General features: G+C 38.6%; 27 protein-coding genes. All 27 read right to left on the reverse strand.

The window, feature by feature from the left end; translation table 11 throughout:
• Nucleotides 1-440: 440 nt before the first annotated feature.
• The 27 genes from JXL83_00930 to JXL83_01060 all read right to left on the reverse strand — a co-directional run bounded on the left by JXL83_00930 (nt 441) and on the right by JXL83_01060 (nt 23,712).
• Nucleotides 441-1,370, reverse strand: coding sequence for a calcium/sodium antiporter (locus JXL83_00930; GenBank protein MBN2362676.1), 930 nt, complete (start codon nt 1,368-1,370; stop codon nt 441-443).
• Between the two features lie 70 nt (nt 1,371-1,440).
• Nucleotides 1,441-2,373, reverse strand: a complete 933-nt coding sequence (locus JXL83_00935) for a magnesium transporter CorA family protein (protein MBN2362677.1) — start codon at nt 2,371-2,373, stop codon at nt 1,441-1,443.
• Nucleotides 2,374-2,655: 282 nt separating this feature from the next.
• The gene (locus JXL83_00940; protein ID MBN2362678.1) at nt 2,656-3,315 is read right to left on the reverse strand and encodes a TrkA family potassium uptake protein; all 660 of its coding nucleotides are present in this window, start codon (nt 3,313-3,315) and stop codon (nt 2,656-2,658) included.
• Between the two features lie 10 nt (nt 3,316-3,325).
• Nucleotides 3,326-4,681: a hypothetical protein gene (locus tag JXL83_00945; protein MBN2362679.1), complete on the reverse strand. Its 1,356-nt coding sequence runs from the start codon at nt 4,679-4,681 to the stop codon at nt 3,326-3,328.
• Between the two features lie 301 nt (nt 4,682-4,982).
• Entirely contained in the window at nt 4,983-5,288 is a 306-nt protein-coding gene (locus JXL83_00950) for a DUF3024 domain-containing protein (GenBank protein ID MBN2362680.1), read from the reverse strand.
• Nucleotides 5,289-5,493: 205 nt separating this feature from the next.
• Nucleotides 5,494-6,096: a CPBP family intramembrane metalloprotease gene (locus tag JXL83_00955; protein ID MBN2362681.1), complete on the reverse strand. Its 603-nt coding sequence runs from the start codon at nt 6,094-6,096 to the stop codon at nt 5,494-5,496.
• 207 nt (nt 6,097-6,303) lie between these two features.
• Nucleotides 6,304-6,630 carry a hypothetical protein gene (locus JXL83_00960; protein MBN2362682.1) on the reverse strand — a complete coding sequence of 109 codons (327 nt, stop codon included), beginning with the start codon at nt 6,628-6,630 and terminating at the stop codon, nt 6,304-6,306.
• Nucleotides 6,631-6,667: 37 nt separating this feature from the next.
• Nucleotides 6,668-7,459, reverse strand: a complete 792-nt coding sequence (locus JXL83_00965) for a 2-oxo acid dehydrogenase subunit E2 (protein ID MBN2362683.1) — start codon at nt 7,457-7,459, stop codon at nt 6,668-6,670.
• Between the two features lie 40 nt (nt 7,460-7,499).
• Nucleotides 7,500-9,143: a T9SS type A sorting domain-containing protein gene (locus JXL83_00970; GenBank protein MBN2362684.1), complete on the reverse strand. Its 1,644-nt coding sequence runs from the start codon at nt 9,141-9,143 to the stop codon at nt 7,500-7,502.
• Nucleotides 9,144-9,241: 98 nt separating this feature from the next.
• Nucleotides 9,242-10,378: an aspartate aminotransferase family protein gene (locus JXL83_00975; GenBank protein MBN2362685.1), complete on the reverse strand. Its 1,137-nt coding sequence runs from the start codon at nt 10,376-10,378 to the stop codon at nt 9,242-9,244.
• Nucleotides 10,379-10,412: 34 nt separating this feature from the next.
• Nucleotides 10,413-11,507 (reverse strand): radical SAM protein, encoded by a 1,095-nt coding sequence (locus JXL83_00980; protein MBN2362686.1) that lies wholly within the window; start codon nt 11,505-11,507, stop codon nt 10,413-10,415.
• 119 nt (nt 11,508-11,626) lie between these two features.
• Nucleotides 11,627-12,046, reverse strand: coding sequence for a pyridoxamine 5'-phosphate oxidase family protein (locus JXL83_00985; GenBank protein MBN2362687.1), 420 nt, complete (start codon nt 12,044-12,046; stop codon nt 11,627-11,629).
• A gap of 107 nt (nt 12,047-12,153) precedes the next feature.
• Complete coding sequence (locus tag JXL83_00990; GenBank protein MBN2362688.1) at nt 12,154-12,744, reverse strand: YdeI/OmpD-associated family protein; 591 nt, start codon at nt 12,742-12,744, stop codon at nt 12,154-12,156.
• A 56-nt stretch (nt 12,745-12,800) separates the two neighbouring features.
• Complete coding sequence (locus tag JXL83_00995) at nt 12,801-14,087, reverse strand: hypothetical protein (GenBank protein MBN2362689.1); 1,287 nt, start codon at nt 14,085-14,087, stop codon at nt 12,801-12,803.
• Nucleotides 14,084-14,860 carry a CPBP family intramembrane metalloprotease gene (locus tag JXL83_01000; protein ID MBN2362690.1) on the reverse strand — a complete coding sequence of 259 codons (777 nt, stop codon included), beginning with the start codon at nt 14,858-14,860 and terminating at the stop codon, nt 14,084-14,086. The genes JXL83_00995 and JXL83_01000 overlap by 4 nt, the downstream gene beginning before the upstream one ends.
• A complete protein-coding gene (locus JXL83_01005; GenBank protein ID MBN2362691.1) occupies nt 14,833-15,417 on the reverse strand; it encodes a GrpB family protein in 585 nt (194 codons plus the stop codon). Before JXL83_01005 ends, JXL83_01000 begins: the two co-directional genes overlap by 28 nt.
• Before the next feature lie 16 nt (nt 15,418-15,433).
• A complete protein-coding gene (locus JXL83_01010) occupies nt 15,434-16,066 on the reverse strand; it encodes a hypothetical protein (GenBank protein ID MBN2362692.1) in 633 nt (210 codons plus the stop codon).
• 59 nt (nt 16,067-16,125) lie between these two features.
• Nucleotides 16,126-16,677 (reverse strand): GNAT family N-acetyltransferase, encoded by a 552-nt coding sequence (locus tag JXL83_01015; GenBank protein ID MBN2362693.1) that lies wholly within the window; start codon nt 16,675-16,677, stop codon nt 16,126-16,128.
• 293 nt (nt 16,678-16,970) lie between these two features.
• Entirely contained in the window at nt 16,971-17,165 is a 195-nt protein-coding gene (locus tag JXL83_01020; protein MBN2362694.1) for a class I SAM-dependent methyltransferase, read from the reverse strand.
• Nucleotides 17,166-17,303: 138 nt separating this feature from the next.
• Complete coding sequence (locus tag JXL83_01025; GenBank protein MBN2362695.1) at nt 17,304-17,696, reverse strand: pyridoxamine 5'-phosphate oxidase family protein; 393 nt, start codon at nt 17,694-17,696, stop codon at nt 17,304-17,306.
• Nucleotides 17,697-17,780: 84 nt separating this feature from the next.
• The gene (locus JXL83_01030) at nt 17,781-18,785 is read right to left on the reverse strand and encodes a methyltransferase domain-containing protein (GenBank protein MBN2362696.1); all 1,005 of its coding nucleotides are present in this window, start codon (nt 18,783-18,785) and stop codon (nt 17,781-17,783) included.
• A 116-nt stretch (nt 18,786-18,901) separates the two neighbouring features.
• Nucleotides 18,902-19,396: a GNAT family N-acetyltransferase gene (locus JXL83_01035; protein MBN2362697.1), complete on the reverse strand. Its 495-nt coding sequence runs from the start codon at nt 19,394-19,396 to the stop codon at nt 18,902-18,904.
• Nucleotides 19,397-19,866: 470 nt separating this feature from the next.
• On the reverse strand, nt 19,867-21,117 hold the full coding sequence (locus JXL83_01040) for a radical SAM protein (protein ID MBN2362698.1): 1,251 nt from the start codon (nt 21,115-21,117) through the stop codon (nt 19,867-19,869).
• Between the two features lie 157 nt (nt 21,118-21,274).
• Nucleotides 21,275-22,213 carry a hypothetical protein gene (locus JXL83_01045; protein ID MBN2362699.1) on the reverse strand — a complete coding sequence of 313 codons (939 nt, stop codon included), beginning with the start codon at nt 22,211-22,213 and terminating at the stop codon, nt 21,275-21,277.
• A 67-nt stretch (nt 22,214-22,280) separates the two neighbouring features.
• Entirely contained in the window at nt 22,281-22,988 is a 708-nt protein-coding gene (locus tag JXL83_01050) for a DNA alkylation repair protein (protein MBN2362700.1), read from the reverse strand.
• A 92-nt stretch (nt 22,989-23,080) separates the two neighbouring features.
• Nucleotides 23,081-23,482 (reverse strand): type II toxin-antitoxin system VapC family toxin, encoded by a 402-nt coding sequence (locus tag JXL83_01055; GenBank protein ID MBN2362701.1) that lies wholly within the window; start codon nt 23,480-23,482, stop codon nt 23,081-23,083.
• Nucleotides 23,482-23,712 carry an antitoxin gene (locus JXL83_01060; protein ID MBN2362702.1) on the reverse strand — a complete coding sequence of 77 codons (231 nt, stop codon included), beginning with the start codon at nt 23,710-23,712 and terminating at the stop codon, nt 23,482-23,484. The genes JXL83_01055 and JXL83_01060 overlap by 1 nt, the downstream gene beginning before the upstream one ends.
• Nucleotides 23,713-23,806: the final 94 nt, after the last annotated feature.

Genomic DNA, 23,806 nt, shown 5'->3' on the forward strand with positions numbered 1-23,806 from the left:
TCAACTTTTCGTCGGTTAAATTTTCTGACACTCATTTTTGCTCAGGTCAATAAAGTAACCGACAAAGGCGAGGGTTTTGGCAAAACCGTCTTAGTCGGACCGCTCTGTCACAGCTTTTTCCGGTTTTATCATAATTTTCGAGTTTTCCACTGTCTGGTCCAAGAAGCCTTCAAGGCACGCAACGGCGATTATTATGCTTCCCCCCCAGACGCCGAACCTGTGCATTGGTTGGCGGAACCAAGGATTGACGTGGGCATATTCCCTGCGGGGCTAAGGTATATTGCCGTTTTTCCTGTATTTGTCGAAATTATAGCGGAGAAGGTTGTTGACCTTTTCAAAATTATGTAAAAAAATACTAAATTGTCAAATACGAAAGAATTATATGGAGCATTTCTTTACAACCAATAGGTTGAAGACAAAACCTTTTAAAGAATTTGTCGTCACAACCACAAAAAGAAAATATAGACAATATAAATCATGACGAAGACTGCGCCTTCCTTACGGGACAGCCTGAAATTTGATTTCAGAAACGGGAAGAGTAACAATCCGACGAGAAACATGACCAAAAGATCGTCTATCTTTAATAGAGGAAACGAAAAAGATGAAATGGTTCCTGAAATCCCGAGGACGAAACCTAAATTCAAAGTACACGCGCCGATTATGTTGCCAATGGCAAGGTCCGCCTCTTTTCTTATAGAAGCGATTACGGACGACGCCAGTTCGGGCAGGCTTGTGCCGACAGCGACAATGGAAATACCTATTATTTCCTCGCTGACTCCGAAAAACCGAGCGAGATCGATTCCTCCCTTAATCAGCAGATTCGCCCCTATCAGCAAAGCAGACAGACCGCCTGCCATCGAAATTACAAGTAAAAACCAGGGAGTTCTGCAGATTTTCCTGTCTTCTTTTTCGGCGTCTTTTTCCCGCACAGCCATGAAAATGGTAAAAGCAATGTACATGGCGCAGAAAAATACCAGTATTACAGCTTCCACTCTGAAAAGTTTCCTGTCGAATAGAAACACAAAGGCCAGCGCCGACATAATTACGAGAAATGGAGAATCCCGTTTTACCGCCTTGAGGTGTACTCTCAGCGGATTTATGAGAGAAGCTATGCCGAGAATTAAAGCTATGTTCACGATGTTCGACCCCAGAACATTTCCTACGGCAAGGCCCGCATATCCTGATAGAGCTGATTTTACACCGACAACAAGTTCCGGACTGCTCGTTCCGAACGAGACAACCGTCAGCCCAACGACCAGAGGAGAAATCCCCAACCTTTTTGCCAGTCCTGAACTTCCTCTGACCAGAAATTCTGCTCCTCCCGTGAGAAAGATTATTCCCAAAACAAGTAATACAACGGTCAAGAGCACAAATTTCCTTTCCCGGTTCGTTTATGTTCTTTATCAGAATTAAAATTAATGTAAAACGATTGATTATTCTTTACAAGAATTTCTTGAGGACAAAGAATATCAGAGCTCCCGCAGATAAAAGAACGGATCCCAGAATTACAATTAGAAATGCATAGACACTGTGCTGAAAGGGCAGTCCCACGTTCATGCCGTAAATACTCGCAATAAGTGTCGGTATCATGAGAACCAGGGAAATAGCAGTCAGTTTTTTTACCACGACGTTGAGATTGTTAGAAATTATCGAAGCGAAAGCGTCCATCATCCCGCTCAATATATTGCTGTGTATGTTCGCCATCTCAATCGCCTGCTTGTTTTCGGTCATAGCGTCTTCAAGCGCCTCAATTTCGTCTTCGTACAATTTCAGTACGACTCCTTTTTGAATCTTTTCAAGCAACAGTTCATTTGATCTCAATGCAGTCGTGAAAAATACGAGTGATTTTTCTATTGTCAACAGATCGTACAATTCCGTGTTTTTTATTGATTTTTTCAGGTCCTTTTCTATCAAAGAAGTCTCTTTGTTCAATGCTTTCAAAAAGATAAGAAAATTTATTGATGACCTTAAAAATAACGTCAAAAGAAAAATGTTTTTTGTTGTAATCCTTATATTTTTCATTTTGCTAAACAATACATTTCTTATCACGATATTGTCCTGAAGGCATATGGTTATCAGGCATTTTTCATGAAAAATGACGCCTATAGGAACGGTAAAATATGATACGTCCCTGTTTTTATCGAAGGCGGGACCCCTCATTATAAACAATGTGTAATTCTCGTCTTTTTCGTATCTCGACTGTTCGTCAATATCGAGTATGTCTGATATGTTTTCTCCGTCAATTTCGAATTTTTCAATGAGCCATGATTTTTCTGATTCATCCGGATCAACAACATTGATCCAGCAATTTTCCTGGAATTCGCCGATTTCCTTGATATCTTTTTCGTTGAAAATTTTGTAGAATTTTATCATTGTTCACTCCTTGCAATCCTTCCGGCTTATCGCCTCCAAAAAGATTTGTGAGTAAAACAATATTTATTCGGAGGCAACAATCAAATATTTTTAGACCGACAGCCGCTACAATCACTATCCATAAAATCATTCCTCCTTGAAGACGGGTCCCTAATGATAGCTTCGTTAGTAATTTTTTGTAAACACATTTTATACCCATTATAAACACATGAGCCGAACACCGGAATGACTTCATCCCGAAATTCCTTTCTGTTTTCAGTCCTCTCCTTGGAATTCACTTTCTTAAGATTTCATTTTCGAGAATTTATTCGAATCACTTTTTTTTCCGATTATAAACAATGAATCTCCCTGATTTAAAACCGTTTGTGAATCGGGTATTTCAATTATATTGTCTTTGTTTTCGTTTCTGACACCTATTATAAGAATCTGAAATTTTTTTCTGATGTCAAGTTTTTGAAGCGTTTTCCCCGTCAAAGACAAAGGACAAATCACTTCCTGAAGTACGAACTCCTCCGAAAAAGGAATGTATTCGCGAACATTTTTCATGCTTAAGAGGAAAGAAAGTCGCTGCGCCTCATCCTTTTCAGGATAAACAATCCTTTTGACGCCGATTGTCTGAAGCAGATTGTAATGGTCATCGGATAAAGCCTTGACTAATATATTTTTAACGTCAAGAGTCTTTAAATATTGAACAATAAGAACGCTCGTTTCAATTCTGGGTCCTACGCTGACAATTACACCGTCGAACTCTTTAATGTTTAAATCCCTCAAGACTTTTATATTCGTCACGTCCGCTTGAAAAGCCAATGTTATGCGATCTTTAATGACGTCTATTTTTTCCTTGTCTGAATCAACGGCAACAACGCCATGACCATTTTTTGCTAGGCTAACAGCAATATTCATACCGAAGCTTCCTAACCCTATGACTGCATATTTATTCACGTTAATGCTCCTATCCTATGTATATTTCTTCTTCAGGACATTTCAATGAACGTGGTTTTTTCCTGCTCATTATCAAAAAACCGAGAGTCAGCGGACCGATGCGTCCGACAAACATGGTTACAGATAATACTATCTTACCGGTATTGCTCAAACCACAAGTAATACCGGTAGAAAGACCCGCGTTTCCCAGAGCGGATACAATTTCAAATAAGATCTGAAGAAACGTTCCTTTCTCAGTTATAGTCAGAATCAACAGATTCACTACAATGAAAAGTATAAAAAGCATAAACACACCCATTGATTTGTTTACAGCATCGTTGGATATTTTCCGTTTAAGAACATTGACCGTAACATTTTCACCTCCATTTATGATAGATAAAACAAAAAGACATATAACACCGGCAGTGCTTGTTTTAATGCCTCCACCCGTACTTCCCGGCGAGGCGCCTATGAACATGAGAATCATTATCAAGACCATACTTACATTATTCATTTCTTTAATATTAATCGTGTTGAATCCGTCCGTAGTTGATGCCGAGATAACTTGAAAAAAAGAGTATTGAAATCTTTGCCCTAGAGTGGTTTCCGAGCCCCATTTTCCTGCTGCGATCAAAAAAATTGCGCTGACGCAAATTATGACCGTAGTGACAAGCAATACGAACTTGGTGTGCACAGTTAATTGCCGGTTGCCTATTTTTGATGATTTATTTTTAAAATACGATAACAAATCGAACAAAACAACAAATCCTATTCCTCCTAACAGGGAAAGAATGCTTATGGTCAGGTTGACAATGACGCTGTTTTGATATCCAATCAAACTGTCAGGGAACAAGCAAAAACCCGCCGTGCAAAAAGCGGACACTGAATGAAACGTACCAAAATACAGTGAACTGAGAATGCTGAACCTGCCAATCCAAAACAGAGATAAAATTAGTGCCCCGATAAACTCGGATATAATCGTTAAAATCATTGCAGAGAAAAATAATTTCCCGAGTATTCTGAGATTCGTTCCAGACAGCGATTCTTTTGCAACAATTTGAGTCCACAGGTCAGATTTAACACCCAAGATATACATAAAAAAAATGATAAAAGTCATGTAGCCAAGGCCACCAATTTGAAAAATAGCGAGTAAAACAATTTGCCCGAACAAAGTATAATCTCTCCCAATATCAACCACCGAAAGACCTGTCGTACTTATTCCGGATGAAGCCATAAAAAACGAATCTATGAAACTCTGCCATTGCCCGTTTTTCATCGCCGGGGGAGATCCGAGTAGAAAAGCACCGATTAAAGTTATAATGAAATAACCCGCGACCAATACTTCGTACGGATGTAGTTTTTGACGATATATACTGCGTTTTTCCATGTCTATCCTTACTTTTTCAGGGCAAGGATAAACAAGACCGCAAAAACGGTTATGTTTGGGTATTCTTGCCCTTCCAAAAGCCTGCGAGGTTAGCTGACGGGCTCGGGTTTGGAAGTACCCTATCCTGTTTCAGGAATACGCCCCTAAAATTGGGTCCCCCGTATTCATGGCCGTTTTCATGAATTTCGGCGTCTGTAACGGCAATTTTTTGGGTAGCAGTGTAAGAAAATTCTATCGTTTTGTCAACAATTCTTTTATAACACTCCGCATTGTAAAATGGTTTCGTTCATCTATCAGTTACTTACCCCCAAAAGCAGCCTTTCTCATCCTCTGTTACGATTTTGAGAAACTTTTTCAAGGTCTTAACAACAGGTTCCGGATCGTAAGGATGCCATTTCAAGTCTCTTTTCATCCAATATATTTTCCATTGATTTTTTGATTTTACGTGGACCGTCTTTGCAATCGGGTGTTCAATTTTCAGCATAGGATCACGCAAAGAAGATCGAATTTCAAAAATTATTATGCTTTGTTTTTCAATTTTATAAGCGATATCAATCCTGTCGCGAATTTCTTCCTTTGGCCGGATGCGATTGATGAAATTTTCCATCGTTTCAACTATATCTAAATTTTTTTATTCATACTATCATTGACTTTACATCATTATTTTAATTTAACAACTGCAATGTAGCTCGTTTTGTTGCGGAGCAATACGACGAAAGCCTGGCGCCAGGGCCGCTTCAGCGAAGTACACGGCAACTGAAACGCTGTTATATGCATACTTCCTACACCCTTCTTACTTCACATGCTATTTTTTATTTCATCAATCCAAATGCCAAAGCGATAAAACCTGGACCGGATAAACATGCATGCAATATTATTGCCGTCCATGTATTATGTGTTTTTTGAGCAATAAAAGGAACGATTATTAATGTTGGTAAAAGAATGATCAAATTTCCTAATCCGAAAGCAAGATGAAATAAACCCCACAAAAACGCATTGAGCAACCAAGCGGATTTTCCAATTTTTCTTTCCATCCTCGGCAGAACGACTCCGCGCCAGACAAAATTTTCACCCAGAATATTTACGGGCCAGTATAAAGCCCAAAGAGCGAACATCCATAAATGCCCATTCGTCCATGCCTCCGCGTTCCTCGCAAAAGGGGGATTGGTATCCAGTTTCAGTAAACGGCAAAACGTAAATGCAATTCCACTGCCTACAATGATCCCCAAAAATCCGAAAAACGTCTGTTTCAAATCATATTTTGTAAGTTTTCGAATCCTCAGCCTCTCCTTTAAGTTTTGCACTTTTCTTTCCGACAGTAAAATCAGTATTCCTCCTGTAATAACAGGTACAAATATCATGGGTACGGATAAAATCATCCACGCACAAAGATTATTGACTTTGCGTTCGCTCAAAATCGGAACAGCCAGGTAAATGGTTATATATTGAAGCAGGCTTCCGATAATAAATATTGATGCATCTGGTATAAGCTTATATAGATTTTTGTCTTTACCAATCATAATTTACAAAACTTAGTTTCCATATTTTGCAAAAGTTGAGAAAAAGTTTAACATTCTGAAATTAATAGGCGAGAATCTTTTCTCTTTCTTTCAGTTCAAAAATCATTGTTTTTTATTGAGCTTTGAAACAGCGGAAATAACTTCTTTTGTTACGTCTTTACCGCCTTTGCCGTTCAGATACAGGCTTTGTATTGTGTAAATCGGCCCCCACGGAATTCCCCACCAGCCGAAAAGCCAGGTCAACAGTGAATACTTGAAAGAATATTTTATTTTCTTTTCGTTTCCCCTGACGAAATAAATCGCCGACACTCGTTTAAACGTTAGAATAACGATGGATACGCAGTACTGAAAAACAAGAAATTTCCCTCCGGCTGCAATTTCTCTCAAAAGGTCTTCTCCGCTAAAACCATCGATATTTTTAAATTTCATGTTGACTCCTGCTTAATATATGCATTTTGTTACCTAATTATTCATCAATGAATGATCCCTTTTGAATGTTCTGCGATATGTCGCTCAGAAACCTCGCCATTGGTGAACCGTCTATAACGTCGTGATCCATGAGAATCGTCATGTTGAGAATTTCTCTTATTTGGATATTGTCGCCTACTACGACCGGTTTCTTTGTAATAGTGCTTATTCCGAAGCAAATCGGATGCACCGATACGGGAATGAACCATCCCGTTACATTTCCCATCATACCTATCGAAGTGAAAGCGACGTTCCCCATTTTCGAGTAAGCAGTTTTGGGATGCTTTAAAACGTAATTCCAGAAAAACCTTCGGGCAAAACCCGGCAGGACATAGTAAATGCGTTCATAGAAACTTGTCTTTCTCTGTAGGACGATGTCTTTTTCAGTAACTATTCTATCTTTCGCTTCGCTTATCTGCTCGGTTATGGATTCGACGTTCCTTTTATCTGCCTTTTCAATTATCAAAGGAACCGGAACTTTTTGTCCTAAGATTTCCTTCTCGACTATTAAAGAGACATTTATATCTTCAAAAATCCGGGCACTGCATTTTCCTTCCAAATATGAAGCAGCCAGTTCGTATTCTTTTATCGTCTTGGATATCACTTTTATCAACCATGCCGTGAAAGAGATTCTACCTCTTTCCCGTTTATACTTTTTGATTTTCTCTCTTCCCGCCGTGACGTCAACTTCGATGAGTGCAGCAATGTGGTGCTTCTGCAGGCCGACCGAACATATGTCTATCGTGGCTATTCTCGTCTTGGGAAATCTGTGAATTTTCGATTTCGGCATATTTATTTTAAAGTTTTAACACTGAAATTTGTTGTTGCCGTTATTTTGTCAGAACCAGCAAATAATTCCGTGTCTCTATTCCGCAAGTCAAACGGCAGACGTACTGGCCGGGAGGAAGATCGGAGCCGTCAATAATCGTTTCATGACTTCCGGGACCGTATATCTGTCCGTTCAAGAGACGTCTTACTTCCCTGCCCGTAAGATCGTACAAACTCAAACCGACCGATGAGATTTCGGACAGACAGAACCTTATCACTGCCTTTTCTCTGAGAGGATTCGGAAAGCTTTCAAAATCCAAAATACCTTCAGACAATACAGGCTCTTCCTCGACATCTGTCGAGACATTTTCAAATATCACCAGATTGCCCGGATCGCTTGTCGTCCACCATACAGCTTCACCTTTTCCGTCGCTATCGAAATCTGATCCGAGAAGTCTTAAGCCGCTTTGACCCACGGCAGTAGTTCCCAACTCCCAGTAAATTTCGAGGCTGTCGTCGCCTGCGTACTGGAATATCTGTGTATAGTTGGGTACCTGGCACATCAGCTCGTTAAAGCCGTCGCCGTCTATGTCTCCCGTCACAACTCCGCCATTGACGATTCCGGATGTTCGTTGATGTGTCCAAACGAGCTGAAAAGAATCATTGCCCGCCGACTCGTACACCAAAAAAGACCACACCGCTGTAGGGAACCCTTCTCCTCCCGCGACTACAAAATCCCCTTTTCCGTCTCTGTCGAGGTCCGGGCCTGAAGTCACCCAATAAAGATTGTTGGTCGGAATACTGTAATCGCTCCATACTTCCTGGTATTGATTGTCACCCGTACATTCTATTACATGAATGGATCCGACATTGTCGCCTGCTACGACCAGCACTATTTCTCTATTCCCGTCCCCGTCAAAATCTCCCGTTGCAAACTGACCGCATACATCGTAATACCCATAGCTAAGCGTATAAACCTGTACAAAACTGTTGTCTCCGTTGTTTTCCCAAATGGACAGAAGACAATCGTGGTTTCCCTGACTCACGCCTATATATTCCCTGTAGCCATCCTCGTCGAGATCATCCATCAACATGTAATTGACACCGATGTTGTTTTCAGGCAAAACCAGAACGACAGAATCAGGGTATAATCCGGCTCCGCGGGACTCTACAAAAAACAGATCCCGGGGTACGCCGCTTGTTCCTGTTCCAAAGACCATTTCCGGTTTTCCGTCTTCATCTCCGTCGCCAGCACATAAAAAATATGTAAAATATGATCCCACCGGGTTCGGATATACGAATGCGCATTCAAACTGATTGTCGGACAGTGACTTATAGACGTATGTCGTTTCGCCCCAATTGCTGTAGACAAGATTATCCTGTCCGTCGCTGTTGAGGTCGTATACACGCAATTGTCCAGCAGAAAAAACATTGCCCGGGCACTGCCACTGGGCTATCAGAGTTAGGACTCCATCTGTTGTGAAATCACGTCCGGCATCTTCCATTGTTTGAGCCTGGCATGCTCCTTTTGCCTGCCATTTCAAAATTTCTCCACTCCAAAACGACCAATCAATTGAATCTGTCTTCAAAGTATATTGACGTTCGTCTATAATTATTTCACTGTTGCCGAGCGTGTTAGAATTCAAATTAACTTTCATGAAGGCTAAAACAAAAACAATAACCGAAAATATTCTCAGCGCTTTCATAAAAACCTCTCTTTAACAGGTGACATGTATAAATCTACCTGAACCTTTTCACATTTCATAGAAATTTCAAAATTAAATATCTTTATCATTCGCCCTCTTCATATTACTGTCAGGGCTTCATCCATGCTTTGAAGAAAAAAATCCACATCATCTAAGGTGATTGTCAGGGCAGGGTCCAGCCTCAAAACTTCAAAGTCCGGCCTTTTTACGAGAATTATTTTTTTCTCTATCAATTTTTCAAAAACATGATTTGCGTAAAAGTGCCTTTCTTCAAATTCAACAGCAATCATCAATCCTCTTCCCCTGACCTCTTTTATCTTTCCATGCCTGAACTTAATGACGTCAATTTCATCTTTTATCTTCTTTCCAATGGATCTGCTCCTTGATAAAAGGTCTTCATTTTCAATAACTTCAATCACTTTGCCTGCCACTGCCGCTCCGAGCGGGTCGTTTTGATGAGACTGGGAATGATGAAAGCTTTTTAAATCGATCCTTTTTATAATTTCATCGGAAATCGCAACACTGCTTACGGGATATCCGTTTCCGAGACCCTTGCCCATGGCGACTATATCGGGGACTATTCCGTAGTGTTCACAACCAAACCAATAACCGGTTCTTCCAATTCCTGTGGTGACCTCATTTGCTATTACCATCCCGCCGTTTTCCCTCACCTTAGATGTTATTTCTGATATCAGTTCGTTTGGCGGGAAACCGACCAGTCCCATTGAACTGCCCGGTTCAAATACAAAAGCGGATATTTTTCCGAAATCAATTTCATCAATTTTTTGACCGTTCATCCAATCGAAATTTATCCATTGTTTTGAACATCTCTCTCCTGTTGTTCCAAATGCCGACAGGTAGCAATTCTTCATCGTAAGTAAATACGGTTTATTCGATATGCTTTTGGCTAGTTTAACTGAAAACTCGACCGCTTCGCTTCCTGAACTTAGAAACACGCATTTTCCGGAATTAAGTTTTGTTATTTCAAGTATTTTTCCTGCTGTTTGATCTATTACTGGATCGAGATAGCAGTAACCCGTGTGAATAATTTTACCCGCCTGTTCGGAGATGATTTTTGTAATATCCGGATGACAGTGTCCAAGCGGCATGCACCAGATACCGGATTCGAGATCCAAATATCTGTTTCCATGGGAATCGAAAACCGAACAATTCTCAGCCCTCACTATATTTTTAAACAACAGTTCATGGCCTGTTGTATTGAGAATATTTTTCAAAAAACCGCCTTATTAAATGTATTAAACCTGACAATCACTGTCTTTCCGTGCAAAAAGCATTTGTCTGCCATGCAATTTTTCTGACAATGTCATCGTGTTGAAAGAGCATACAGTTCTTTAGAGGGTTTTCTTTATCGTGAAAAGTATTCCTCAACTGTTTGAAAAATTCAGAATTTAATATATCAAGAATGGATTTATCCCTTATATTGTCAACGGCATAGTGTGAAAACGGGCATGGTTCGACATTGCCATTTGCGTTTATGTGAATGAAACCGTTTCCGGCTGACATGCACCCCGGTTTTTTGTACTCGTCTTCCGGGAAACTGAAAAAAGTAATCCCCGCCCTTTTATTAAGCTTCTGTATCTTCATTCTCTTTATTTTTATATCGTCTTCATCAAGTATCAATTCCCCGCGAAACGTCTTCGGCATAGGAATATAATCTATAATAAATCCAAATTTCGCGCCGAACCTTAGAAGAGAATCCGCATATTTATATGACAGAACATCATTCAAATTTTTATGTGTAATCATGCAAGAGAAGCCGAAAGCGACATTATTCTCTTTGAAAAGAGACAAGGCTTTTGACACTTTCTCACCCATACCAAAACCTCTTCTGTGATCTATATATGAATCATCTCCGTCCCAGGAGAGAACAGGTATAATATTTCTTGCTTTCTTTATTCTAATCGTCTTTTCACGATCTAACAGCGATCCGTTTGTAAAAAGAAAAAACAGAATGTCTTTCTTTTCAGACAGCTTCTCAACCAAGCTCGGAAACAACAAAGGCTCTCCTCCAACGACGATAAATATGTAAATTCCCAGGTCTTTCGCTTGTTCCAGAATTCTTTCAACATCATTCATTTCGATTTGGTTTTCTTTGGGATAATGCCTGGCGTAACATCCAAGACAGTTCAAATTGCACTTCCATGTCACGGATAAAATGCACACGTGAGGAACTGGTGTATTATAAGCCTCTTGTTTCTTTCTTCTTCTTCTCTCTCCAAGAAAGACGGTAATCAAGACAGTTAGAGTTTTGCACAGCAAATATAAATCAGGAGGAAAATCCTTTGTAAAAAATTTTCTCGTCGCTAAAAAGAAATAATTATATGAATTGATTTTTTTTTTCATAAATTCAAGATTGTTTTTTTACTTTTTCAAACACTCAATTAATGCCTCTTAATCCAAAATCGCAACACCTATACCGATTGATTAAAATTTGTTTGTCCAATTAGTGTTCTTACGATTCATTATTCTATCAAAAAAGTTTCTGATTTAAAATTGCTGTAATATCGCCCTTTATGGGCGGTAAATTTCAGCACACAATAATCCGGATCTGAAACTCCTTTTGAATAATAGATCTCATCGCCTTCTCTCCAAATCATCTTTTTGCTTCTGGAATCATGCATAACCTTCATTTCTCCTATTAGCATGACGCCTTTATAAAACTTTTTATCATAAAAATAAACACACGCCTTGGGATTTGATGTATACTGTTCCACTCTCATGGAAGATGTATTCGTAGTCAGATATATTTCCTTAATACCTTTTCTTTTTCTAGGAGACAGCATGGCTTTCATGTTCGGAAAACCATCTTTGTCTATCGAACCGATAATTGTGACGCTGGATTTATCAATTATGTTACCAATTGTCTCTTCAGCATTTTTCATTGAGTCCTCCTGAAATTATTTATTATCACAGTTGCCTCTTTTATTTGTTCAGCCGGCAATATAGATTTTGCACAAATCGTTTTATCTCGCAAACGTTTTTATTATCATCATTTCAGGCCAAGTTTTTTGTTTTCTTTCAACAATTGTACGGATTCTTTTAATCTTTTACGCCTGGTATCTTCCTTTTTTGCGCTTGTTATCCAATATATGAAATTTCTTTGATATGTCGGGGCAAGTTTGGTGAAATTCTCCAGAGCCGGCTGGTTTTTCTTGAACTCTTCAACGACAAAAACAGGCGCGGAAAATTCATTTCGGGGTTTTTCAGATGTTTTCTTACTTTTCAAAATGACTTTGCCGCCTTTTATGAACGATTCTATTTTTCTCAGACCGGCCTCTGTCATTTCACCTCTGTCTATTAGAGAGGCTACCATCTTTTTGTTGACTGAAGACCAATTAGCCGTGTTTGTCCTCGGAGTGAATTTTCTTACATATTTTTCTTCGTCGATTCTTTTGACAATGCTGTCAATCCATCCCCAGCAGAGAGCAGTTTCGAGTGCATCCCTGTATTCTATACATTCCATATTTGTGTGCTTTTTATAGAAAATGATCCAGACGCCCGGGCTATTGTCGTAATATTTTTTAAGCCAATTCAGAAAGGCAATTTTATCGGGAAAATATATCTGTTCGAGTTCTTTCACGTCTTTTGAAAATCATCATAAGCAATGATGTATTTAGATTTCGATATTTTCATAACTTATATTTTAATTCCTATGCCTGTCCTGAACAGAACAGTTGCGTCCAGCTGATAACCTTCCATAAAACCTACGGATTTGTATCCAAGTTCTAGAACTGCTGAAATAGGGTAGTCTGTTTCCGTAAAGTCATAATAGCCTCTAACAGAAAACGCTCCACCGACGCCTCCGCCTTTTTCAATACCCGGAATGCTGTCAAACCTGAGATCGGGTTGCTTCCAAAGATCCAGATTTAAGTCTGCAGAAAATCTGTCGCGCGAGTAGATATTCCGAAAAACGACTCCGAAGCCTCCCCAAGATTTGTAAAATGTGTGGTCTCCAATTCTCAAATCCATCAATAAAATTCTGTGTCCGATACTGAGATAGTTTTCCAGATGGTATTCAAGACCAAAAGGAGTCAATCCTGTTCTGACGACAGGAACATACTCGATTTTTCCGAAACGGATGGCCGGAAAACCGCTTGAAACATTACCGTCCCACAGATATGTCTTCAATCCGATGAAGAGAGCAAAAACGACAAAAGGATTGATCATGTCGAGCCGGGACATGGATTTCAGTTTCTCGACAGTAAACAGCGGAACAGCGGGATCGGAATAGCCCATAACTTCGTTGAGAATTCGTACATAAGCACGCGGGTCTGTATCCTGTACATTCTTGGTTAAATCATTTTCTGCGTCTTGAATATATCTGAACTTAATCTGCCATGACCAGAAATATTGCATCGCCTCACGATAGTGAATTGACTTCGTCGCCATCCATCTTAGTCCGAGATTCCGGTTCAAGATGCTGTGCGCTTCGATTCCCCCCTGCCATATTCCCAGCAGCTCGTGCTGGCTGATGATGTTTCCGGAAATACTGACCGAAGCTTCTCCTCCGCCCTTGCCGTAAGGGGGAGGCGCATCGTATGCATAATGGACATTGTCGATGCCGAATTCTCGATAGCGTGCACCGTGTCCGAAAAATTCATGAGCAAACACCACCGAAAAATAATCCACTGGAACGTCGAGTATCGCGTATTTGGCGAACCGAACCAGCAATCCTGCTGATTTACCCGGAATTGTATTCTCGTCAAACCATTTGACTTTTATTAATTCATCTTCAGTTCTCGTTATCGCAAAATGAACGGCTCCAATGTTTTCACATCCACTTATCATAGTCAGGTTTGGATCATATAAAAGGGACAGGCGCACCCGGCTATGCCGGTTTTCAAGAGACAAATCTGGTACGGAAGACTCAACGGTAGGTGAAAATAGTATAAACGCCAGAATTATGGAAGAAAAAAGTTTCATTGATGCTCCGATAACATTCTTTTAGATTGTGAATTTATCAATATAAAACTAATTATTGACAAGCCACCGAGAAAAACCAACATCTGTATTGTTCCGACAAAATTATTGAACAATTCAGGCTCGTTGAATCCGTGAACGATGTAATATCCAAAAAACAACATGTTCCAGGCAAGATGCAGCGCCCAGGCCCAGTAAATATGACCTGAATATATTATTAAATTGTTCCGGATGAATCCAGCCAAAAACAAATTAAAAATCGTTAAAAACGACAGATAGCCTCTGTTTTGACCAATACAAATCCTGTAAAAAAGAAGATGAAACAAAGCAAAAACAACTGCCATTATTAAAGATGCTGATATGGAATATTTTTTTGGAAATCTTCTTATTATTGGCAAAAACAGCAACGCTCCGTAAACCAGTTCTTCGTTGAACGTTTGGCCGATCGTTTGAATTATTGAAAAATGTATGGATATTTTTCTGTTGAAAAGCAAGTCTTTCTGATGGCAAATTGACATTATAATGAAATACGATGAAATGAAAACTAGTAAAAAAATTACTATGAATACAACCAAGTCAGTGAATTTCAGCTTTAAACCGAGTTTATATGCCCATTTTTTCTGCCAAAAAAGAAGCGTCAACCCTATTATTAGAAACGAGCCTATTAAAGAAATATCGTATCCGGTGTAAGTGAACAAAATATAACTGCAGAATACAAGAAAATAATAAAGAACTGTTTTGAGTATTTTCAGGGTTTTTGCTGATGTTTTGCGCATGTTTGAATCTTGTATATTACTTGTGTTCCATTTTCCTCCGCGCTTTTTCTGATTACATCTTCAAAAAACCATTTGTATTCATTTTCTTTAACATCTACATATTTTTCCAAGTTGTCGTCACAAAAATTTTTTAATATTTGCATCTTGATCAAGTTGTATTTTTCAACATATTCTACGTGCTTTATAAGATAATCCCTGAACAAAATGTGACGGGTGAGTTCTCTCGCTCCTTTTACGCACACATAGAGATGGTGTCTGATCGAGTCCAGAATTTCATTGCAGGCTCCGCCTTTTCTTTTAAAAGCTTCTCTTCCTTCGATCCCCTGATCTCCGTTGTGGTTATAACCTATCATTTCAAGTTCCCGTTTAACGGCATCAAAACTTTGAACGTCGTCTATTTCCATGTCTATGTCTATTACAGGTTTTGCGTACATTCCGGGTATTGATGTACTGCCCACGTGATACATCCGGTGATTTGATTTGACATATTCCTGTATTTCAATTCTGATTTGTTCGAACTGATAGGGCCATTTTTTGTCATATTTTTGAATAATCACGACGAATCCTCAAAAATCAAGGGTTTTCAAATCCGAATCTGAACCGAATCAGATATCCGTTGTCAAATTCGTAAACGGCGTTATATTGAGGCACGTTGTATCTTTCAAGAAATCCGGAACCGTTGGATTCATCTATTTTATACAAATAGATACTTGTCTCATCGAAAACGACACTGTCCGGTTCACCTTTTATTGCCCTCAGATCTCCTATAGAGATTCCCAGTTTGATGCCGTTTTCTGTTTTAAACTCGCTTTCGCGGCTTGTTTGTAATTCTCTCCCGCTGCCGTCGTTGTATTTTATCTCAAAACCGGAAATATCTGCTCTATCAGCAGTGGTATGAAAATAAACCTTCATCCGCTGATTTCTGTCATTTGACAAGACTTCGACAGAGAACAGTGCATTTTGGTTCAACTTATCCAAAACGTCATCACCCAAATATTCTGAAATGTTTTCAGAATTCATCAAACTTATTCCGCCTATGGAAGTGTCCGGAATGAAAACAGGTTTTAAGGAATCCGGCAGTTGTGAATATCCGTCGTGCTCATATTTTTCAGGATACGGAATCATTTCTCTGTTATGCGGATTTTCTTTGCAGGAACTATCAAAAAGCAGGATTAACAGAATTAAAAGTATTTGAAAGTGTTTCATTATCCTTTAATATTGAATATTCTTCATATTGTCAAGAGTATCATCTTATAAAAATATTTCTATTTTCTTTCGTCCCATTCCCGTTTCAACAAAGCATACTGAAATTCACTTCCCCATTTTCCCTTGAAAAATACATTCTCAATAAAGTGTCCTTCCCGCCTGAATCCTGTACTTTTCAGCAAGTTGATTGAAGCAATGTTTTCAGCATCGACAATTTCCTGGACCCGATGAATTTTTTTTGTGTCAAACAGGAAAGTCAAAATTCCCAATAAAGTTTCCTTCGCATATCCCTTTTTTTGTTCAAGGTGTGAAACGGTAATTCCAATTTCCGCAATCCTTATGTCGTTCCGGTCAAGTTTGATTGCACAATCACCTATAAGCTTTTTTAATTCAATGTTTTCAATTCCGTATTGTACCCACTCTCCGGCTTTTCCAAAATACCTGGTTGAATTTTCAGTAATAAACAATTCAGCCTGTTCTGTCGTCATTGTATCAAATCCCTGATACTTTGTAACTTCCGGATTTGAACGATAAAAGTGAAAGTCATAGAGGTCTTTCATTTCGAGGTGTCGTATTTTAAGCCGTTCAGTTGTTATTAGCAATTTTCCCATTTCCTTTAATCCTTTTTACATTTTATAAGAAGGGTTCATCCATTCCTGTTGTCTTGATGATATTAATAAATATTTGCATCAACAATTATCATATTCGTTTTGCAAAGCCGGTAAGTTTATCTGATTATTTGCCGGTTGGAAATAACAAAATCGGGAACATAAAACCGGGTAATTGTAAAATGATTTTTTATGAGTTCAATCATTTGCTTTGGATCCGATCTGATTTTCCAATTACCCAGGAGAATACCAAACAAATATGGACTCATGCTTCAATCCATCGGATGGGCAGGCCGTCAGCTTTTTTTGGCTCGTTCCAGCATTCCAGGTACAATGTCCGGACCAGTAATGTCAATTCCATACTGGGCCAGAGGGATTGTTATTCTGCCGGTGCCGCATCCAAGTTCGAGCGCCGCTCCGCCAAGCTTTTTGGCGATAGCAAGGTAAAACGGCCCGTCAGGTTCAAAACTGTTGTTCTCACAGTCATACAAGCCTGGATCTTCATACTCTTTCAGATTATTACCGCCGGTAATAATATTCCGAACTCCCTGTGGTTACCCGCTGTGATAATTTCTCTTCTCTTTTGCACTCAGAATAACATCACATGATACACAAACATTAAATCAATTCTATAATTTTTCTTCTTCCGGTTCTTTGCCAAAGCAATAAAACTTTGACACACCTTCTTTAAAATACAGGACTTCGAACAATCCATCGTTACTTTTGTACGTGCCTTTTAAAATGGGATTATTTTCCAGCATTACCTTCCTCGCGTCTTCCGAGTCATCTTTCGCAATTTTTCCGCTCACCCGAATCCATGCCTTGTCATTCATAGCAGATATTTCAATATTCGAATTATTTATCATTTGTTTATAGCAGTCTTTCTTGTTATTTGTGCAGATATAAAGACGGTCCTTATGTCTGCATAAAGCTCCGAAAGGTCTTACTCGGGGTTTATCCCCGTCGACAGTCGCGACATAAAAAACACCGGCGCCTTTAAGGAATTTTAACGTACGTTCCATGTTGTACTCCTATTGTTTTCTTTTCAAATCAATACTCATTTTTAATAACCTTTTATTCAAATCCATTGTCAGCAACCCTTATAACTATATTTTCCTCATTTCGACAAGGCATAGATCCTTTTCTCCGTCTTTAAATTCCCTAAGATCTGAAACTGTCAACCCGGTTTTTCCGGCAAGAATTGACAGAGCATCTATCCCGGAAAAAAGATCTGCAGCTTCCGCAAACGCCTTGTATTCATCGAGAGAAATGATATGGTTCAACCACGGTTCTCTGTTCAAAAGCGCGAAGTAGGATCCATCTTTACTCAATACACGTTTGACCTCTCTTAATAGAGAGCTGATTCCGGTGATCTCCTGAAGTGCCATCACCGAACTGACAACGTCCATTGATTCGTCCGGAAAAGGCATTCCCCGCACGTCCCCGCCTATTGCCTCACAATTTGAAGAGCGACCTATCATTCTGAACTTCTCCTGGATGATCCAGAGACATTTCAGGTCTCTCTCTACGGCGAATATGCGCGTACCTGCGGAGAGATTATGAGCCAATGACGTCACGGAACTGCCGCTTCCTGAAGCAAAATCAAGCAGAGTTCTGGGTTTTAGGGATACAATGGACCTAATGAATTCTTGTACCGGTTCTGCCGGATATTTGAGGACTTCTAAAAATTTCTTTTTTCTGTTCCGGGCAGACAGCCAACGACCTCTTTGGATATACCTGATCCTGCCTTCCTGCTTTTTCAGGTCCGGAAGTATATCCCGTGATGGGACAGCAGTTTTTCCCTCAGGTTTTTTAATTAATTTTATTGCGTTTTCAATCCCCAGCCCTTTGAGACGATAAAGTGAGAAGGGACCATCGGGTTTACGTATCTCTCCCGGAGACAGCACTTCGTCAATCGGAGCAATCCAATCGTGAACTTTATCATCGGACAAAAGTATTGGCCTGCCGTGGAATATGGGAAATTTTTCAGAGCATTTTTTACAGCAAAGACTCCCTGAAATCAATTCATTTTTCCGGACCCGTATTCGCTTTTCGTCCAGCTTTCCTTTACAGCGCGTACAACATAGAAGATTTAGGGTAAGTCTATTCACTTTACTTCAATTGGTAAATCAATGGATTCAATTCATGGTCAGTGTAAAAAGTGTCAAAATCTTTGATCAAAAAAAGTTGACTTAACTCACTGCCTGGACAACTGATTTTCATATAGTCATTTTCCCATTTTCTTTACCAGTGATATTTCATTCGGTTTAAAACCAAGCTTTTCGTACAATTGCTTGGCGGGATTTGACACTAATACGTTAAGATCGACCTCTTCCACGTTCATCTGTTGACCCCATTCCAACATCTTCCCAATCAGTTGCTCCGCAACTCCTTTTCGACGTGCATTAGGTTCAACATATACAGCGCTCAGATGCAAACGCTTTTTTTCAACAAATATGCTGTCCAAAGGTTCGATGTCCGCTGAAACCATACCGATTACATCGTCTTTTTGCGACTCGTGATAAGCGATGAGAAATATATGTTCTATACTGTAAATATTTGACCTGACATTTTTTTCCATTGCTATCCATACTGAATTAGATTTATCAACTCTATGGCCGCTGTAATTTTCCATCTCAAGAACCATATTCCTGATAAGATCAGTGATAACCGCAACGTCTTCTATTGTACCCGTTCGTATTTCAATCTGATTTTCTTTCATCACTTGATCTCAATAAATTAAATTTAACCGGTTCATGTCATTTCTTCCTATTTAAATTTTCTTAACCACAATAAAAAACTCGGTTGCACGGCTTTATGACGAAATTTCGGATTCCATGATTCGGTTCAAACATTTTCAATCCAACTGATCAATGATTTTTCTTTTTCACATCATCAGAGTGTATGCAAAATACGACACAATAACGACCATTAACATTAACAAGTAGTTAATTAAAAAGCAGTGGTTTTCCTTCATTAATTATTGGTTAAGAGTTAATCTTGAAAAAATTTCCCTGTCCACCCTCATCCTTCACCGGCGAGAAAGAACTTTTTTGTTGTCAATAAATTGTTGATTGAAAAAATATTTCGAAATGTTTGGGCACAGAGATGATTTCAGGCTTTTCCCCTTCTATGAGGTTTTTAGTATTTTATATCTGAAAAATATTAATGTCAAATAACCCAAGAATGAAATCAATAGAGCCTGATTTCCTTGGGCCAAGGGGTTTCCATGGATGCACGCCATGTCTTATCGATGTATTGATGTGTATACGATTGCTCGACAATATGAAAATAGTAACTTCCTGACATCGTCAATTCCCACCCATTACTTGTTCGCTTAAACAATTTTAATTTCTCCCCCAATTTCAAGTAGAAAGAAAAATCATTTTTCAATCTTGTCTCAAATAATTTAAAATAAGAATCTTCATTTAACACGCCATTATAACAGTTCCAGAACAACCAATACGCTCTTCTTGTCCTCGGCGTAAACTCCATTTTCAACACGGTCGGAATCCTGCCCTTATTCAGCGAATCAATATACGAATCAACAGAAAAGGTGTTCATTTTAAAAGCATCATTTCCTAGAGAAGCGGCGCTTGGCCCAAACCCCAAAAAACAATCACGGGTCACGGAAGAGTATCTCGGAGAGTCCTTTTTCCCGAACGTCCAGACAGACGTTCTTATAAAATTTCTGGCCCAGGCAATCTCCAACAAACCATCGAGCAAATCCTTTTTCTGGCTGTTTCCCAAGGGTTTGTTCCGATTATTAGCATAACTGAAATCAATAAACGGATATGCTGATATTTGTGTTGCGCCAAGATCTACTGCGCGGGAAAAATCTTCTTGAATATTTTGTCTAGTCTGACCCGGGATTCCGAATATTAGGTCTATATCAACGGCTTTGAACTTCTGAGAACATAGTTTTTTTAACTGTTTGGCACCGTCTGTATATTCTCTACCCAGATTGTTCAGCAGTTGTTCGTCAAACGACTGAATCCCGACGCTTACCATATCAATGTTCGCGCCCAAAAGTTTTTTTGACGTATCTTTTTCAATATCTTGTGGATGTAATTCTATTCCTGCCAATCCCTTAATTACATATCTGTCATCTAATTCTCTGCGAATATTTTCAAGATAATCAACTGCCAGGGCCGGGCTTCCACCTCCAAAATAGAGAGTTGTAAATTTGTTTTCAGAATTCCCGATAATTCTACCGGCAATATCAATTTCAACAGAAAGCGCTTTTAAGTATGCACTAAACTTGTCTTTTTCAAAGGTTTCCTTGTAATAGGGGCAAAAATCGCACAATGCTTTGCAAAATGGTACATGAACATATAATCCGACATCGCGATCGTTGAAATCAGGTAAAAAACCCGTGGCTTTTTTAAACAGGTAAAGTTTTAACTGTTGTCCTATGAATACTCTCAATAAATGAGTCAGCATCAAAACCGTCTTTTTTATTTTTCCCAGATTTTCAATATTATCTGTGGATTTTTATTTTTCCCAATACCGGGTCTCAACAGTTGGATAACAACCGCAAATATTATATCATAAATGCCAATTAGGATTAAGCGACCGAAGTTGGAGAAACGGGCAAAGGTTATTGAAACAGTTGAGTGTATATGGATTTTTTGTATTTTTTTAATACTCGTAAAGCCCTCAGCGTATTCCATGTACTGCTCTTTCCGGTCTCTTCCATGTCAAAATGAATCAGTCCGGGATGTTTTTGCTGAACGGGCCAAGTATTATTTTTTAGTTTTTTAGACATTATTATTTCTAACGCGTCTTCCATTCTGTCGTCAAATTTTTGACCGACGCTTTGAAAATAGTCCAGACACCAAAGAATATCGTATCTCCATCTCGTCGGATATGAAAGCATTGTCATTTTTCTGTCTATTACTTTTCCGGTTTTATCAGACTTGTATAATTTATGCATAAGAATAAACTCGTGCGACTGTATTATTGATTTTTTTATTTCTTTTATTCTATACATATAATTATTGTCGATATACATCTTTAATCCCTCTAAGATATTTATTGTCGTGTGAAGAGAGCTGTGGTTTGTGTCAAACTCCCAGCGGCAATTCCAACCGCTGTCTGGAAACTGTTTTTCAAGAATGAAATCAATTATTTCCGATAGTCTGCTGTCATTCAATTCAACATAACAGCAAATAAACAACAGCATGCCGCAAATACAAAGGTCCAAATATCGTTCTTTTTTCTTTTCCGGTATTCTCCACAATTTTTCCAACAACAGTTTACTGCTTTGGAATATCCTTTTGTCCTGAGGGGGAGCCATGTTGATCAAATCCAGCAAAGTATAAGTCGTCGAAATCCACTTCGGAGAATAAATACCGTTTCCCCATGTACAGCTATTATCATCACGCAGATCCATAAACGCTTTCCCCCACCCTTTTTTTAATATTTTGGATCTGTCCTGTGTGAGTTCAATCTCTTCGAAATCGAGCAGGTCTCTTTTAACTTGATAAATTACTGAGGGATCGCCTTTCATAAACCAATCAAGTAAATCATTATTCATTTTATTTACTCCTCGTTTCGTCAAATATTACTATGCTTTTCATTTTCATCTTTGTCATGAATTAAATTTACCTCTCCATAGCTTTTATTTTTAAATCTTTCGGTATTTTTTCAATGGCGTACCGTAAAGCGGTTCGTGGCATTTGACTCTTGTTTTTTATTACATAATCAAACACCTCTTTTTGACGGGCTTCACTAGCAGCTTTGAGCATCCAGCCGTAACCTTTTTGAACCAAATCATCTTTATCCAAAAGCAGAATATCAGCAATTTCTAAAATTTCCTTTAGAAATTTTCCCTTTCTTGCCGGTATAATCAATGACACGGACGACGCTCGGCGCATCCATCTGTTTTTTGATTTGGCCATGTCTTTTAATCTGCATAAATACTTGGGATACATTACAATGAATTCTCCAACCGTATGATTGCAAAGAGTATCGCATGAAGCCCAGTTATCGACATATTTGTCTACCCATTTCTCGAAAATTTGAAAGTCTTCAGGTTCGAATTTCTTATGGATATAATAAGACCAATGGCAGGCAATGAACGATTCTTCAATAAATCCGGATTGCCATAACCTTTCGCAAATGTCAAATATTTCAGATTTTGTCTTTGATTCGATAAATTTGAAATATTCCCTGCTTATTTTATTTACAATTGGAACCTTTACCCCGTAAAACTTTATCTTTTCCTTAAAAAATTTCTGACTGGTTAACTCAGTTTTTTCATCAATGTTTTTTCTCAGTTCTGTTCTTATTTTCTCAATGATTTTTTCCATAATTAACTGAATTCCTGTCTTTTAAATTTCTTATCTATATTTGTACAATGTATGACAATTTTCCTAAATTAATATACTTTGCTTGTTTATATTTATTCTTTTACCCAATTCTCAATTCTTATTCCATCTACTCTTTCAAACTCTTTTATGTTATTTGTGACAAGGATGAGCTTTTTCGTTTTTGCCTGAGCTGCCAACAATAAATCCATTTGACCTATTATTTTACCTTTTTTTTCCAAATCTGTTTTAATAATCCCAAAATTAACTGCATCTTTGTCGTCAAATGCTAAAATATTGAAGATTGATAAAAACTCAATCAAAGCTATTTTATTCTTTTCAGGGAATTGGCTTTTTGAAACTCCAAATTCTAATTCAGCAATTGTTATTGCTGATATATAAATATCTTTTTTAGATTTTATTTTTAATGTCTTTAAAACATCTGCAGGCTTTTTCTTTATGATATAGATACAAATATTCGTATCCAGCAGATACATCAAAACTCTTCTCGTATTTGATTTTTCCCTTGATTACGGCCTTCTTTCATAAAATCATCAGTGAAACCATTCAAACCTTGAAGGAATACTTCCCATAATTTATCGTGCGGGAGAAGAATAACGGCGTCACCAATTTTCTGGATTAGAACATCTTTCCCTGAAAACTGGAATTCCTTGGGTAAACGAACGGCCTGACTTCTGCCATTTATAAAAAGTTTTGCGTTTTTCATTTTCTCACCTCCGGCAACAGTATATATCATGGTATAGATTCTGTCAATATTTTAACTAAACCTTCAAACATCGATTATGGAAAAGTCATGAATA

This window comes from candidate division WOR-3 bacterium (assembly GCA_016934535.1).
GTDB lineage: Bacteria > SDB-A > SDB-A > SDB-A > SDB-A > JAFGIG01.

Bases quoted from the DNA above. Each gene is read 5' to 3' on its own strand.
- JXL83_00935 (MBN2362677.1), bottom strand. From the start codon at position 2,373: ATGATAAAATTCTACAAAATTTTCAACGAAAAAGATATCAAGGAAATC.
- JXL83_00945 (MBN2362679.1), bottom strand. From the start codon at position 4,681: ATGGAAAAACGCAGTATATATCGTCAAAAACTACATCCGTACGAAGTA.
- JXL83_00950 (MBN2362680.1), bottom strand. From the start codon at position 5,288: ATGGAAAATTTCATCAATCGCATCCGGCCAAAGGAAGAAATTCGCGAC.
- JXL83_00960 (MBN2362682.1), bottom strand. From the start codon at position 6,630: ATGAAATTTAAAAATATCGATGGTTTTAGCGGAGAAGACCTTTTGAGA.
- JXL83_00965 (MBN2362683.1), bottom strand. From the start codon at position 7,459: ATGCCGAAATCGAAAATTCACAGATTTCCCAAGACGAGAATAGCCACG.
- JXL83_00970 (MBN2362684.1), bottom strand. From the start codon at position 9,143: ATGAAAGCGCTGAGAATATTTTCGGTTATTGTTTTTGTTTTAGCCTTC.
- JXL83_00980 (MBN2362686.1), bottom strand. From the start codon at position 11,507: ATGAAAAAAAAAATCAATTCATATAATTATTTCTTTTTAGCGACGAGA.
- JXL83_00985 (MBN2362687.1), bottom strand. From the start codon at position 12,046: ATGAAAAATGCTGAAGAGACAATTGGTAACATAATTGATAAATCCAGC.
- JXL83_00995 (MBN2362689.1), bottom strand. From the start codon at position 14,087: ATGAAACTTTTTTCTTCCATAATTCTGGCGTTTATACTATTTTCACCT.
- JXL83_01000 (MBN2362690.1), bottom strand. From the start codon at position 14,860: ATGCGCAAAACATCAGCAAAAACCCTGAAAATACTCAAAACAGTTCTT.
- JXL83_01010 (MBN2362692.1), bottom strand. From the start codon at position 16,066: ATGAAACACTTTCAAATACTTTTAATTCTGTTAATCCTGCTTTTTGAT.
- JXL83_01015 (MBN2362693.1), bottom strand. From the start codon at position 16,677: ATGGGAAAATTGCTAATAACAACTGAACGGCTTAAAATACGACACCTC.
- JXL83_01025 (MBN2362695.1), bottom strand. From the start codon at position 17,696: ATGGAACGTACGTTAAAATTCCTTAAAGGCGCCGGTGTTTTTTATGTC.
- JXL83_01035 (MBN2362697.1), bottom strand. From the start codon at position 19,396: ATGAAAGAAAATCAGATTGAAATACGAACGGGTACAATAGAAGACGTT.
- JXL83_01040 (MBN2362698.1), bottom strand. From the start codon at position 21,117: ATGCTGACTCATTTATTGAGAGTATTCATAGGACAACAGTTAAAACTT.
- JXL83_01045 (MBN2362699.1), bottom strand. From the start codon at position 22,213: ATGAATAATGATTTACTTGATTGGTTTATGAAAGGCGATCCCTCAGTA.
- JXL83_01050 (MBN2362700.1), bottom strand. From the start codon at position 22,988: ATGGAAAAAATCATTGAGAAAATAAGAACAGAACTGAGAAAAAACATT.
- JXL83_01055 (MBN2362701.1), bottom strand. From the start codon at position 23,482: ATGTATCTGCTGGATACGAATATTTGTATCTATATCATAAAGAAAAAG.
- JXL83_01060 (MBN2362702.1), bottom strand. From the start codon at position 23,712: ATGAAAAACGCAAAACTTTTTATAAATGGCAGAAGTCAGGCCGTTCGT.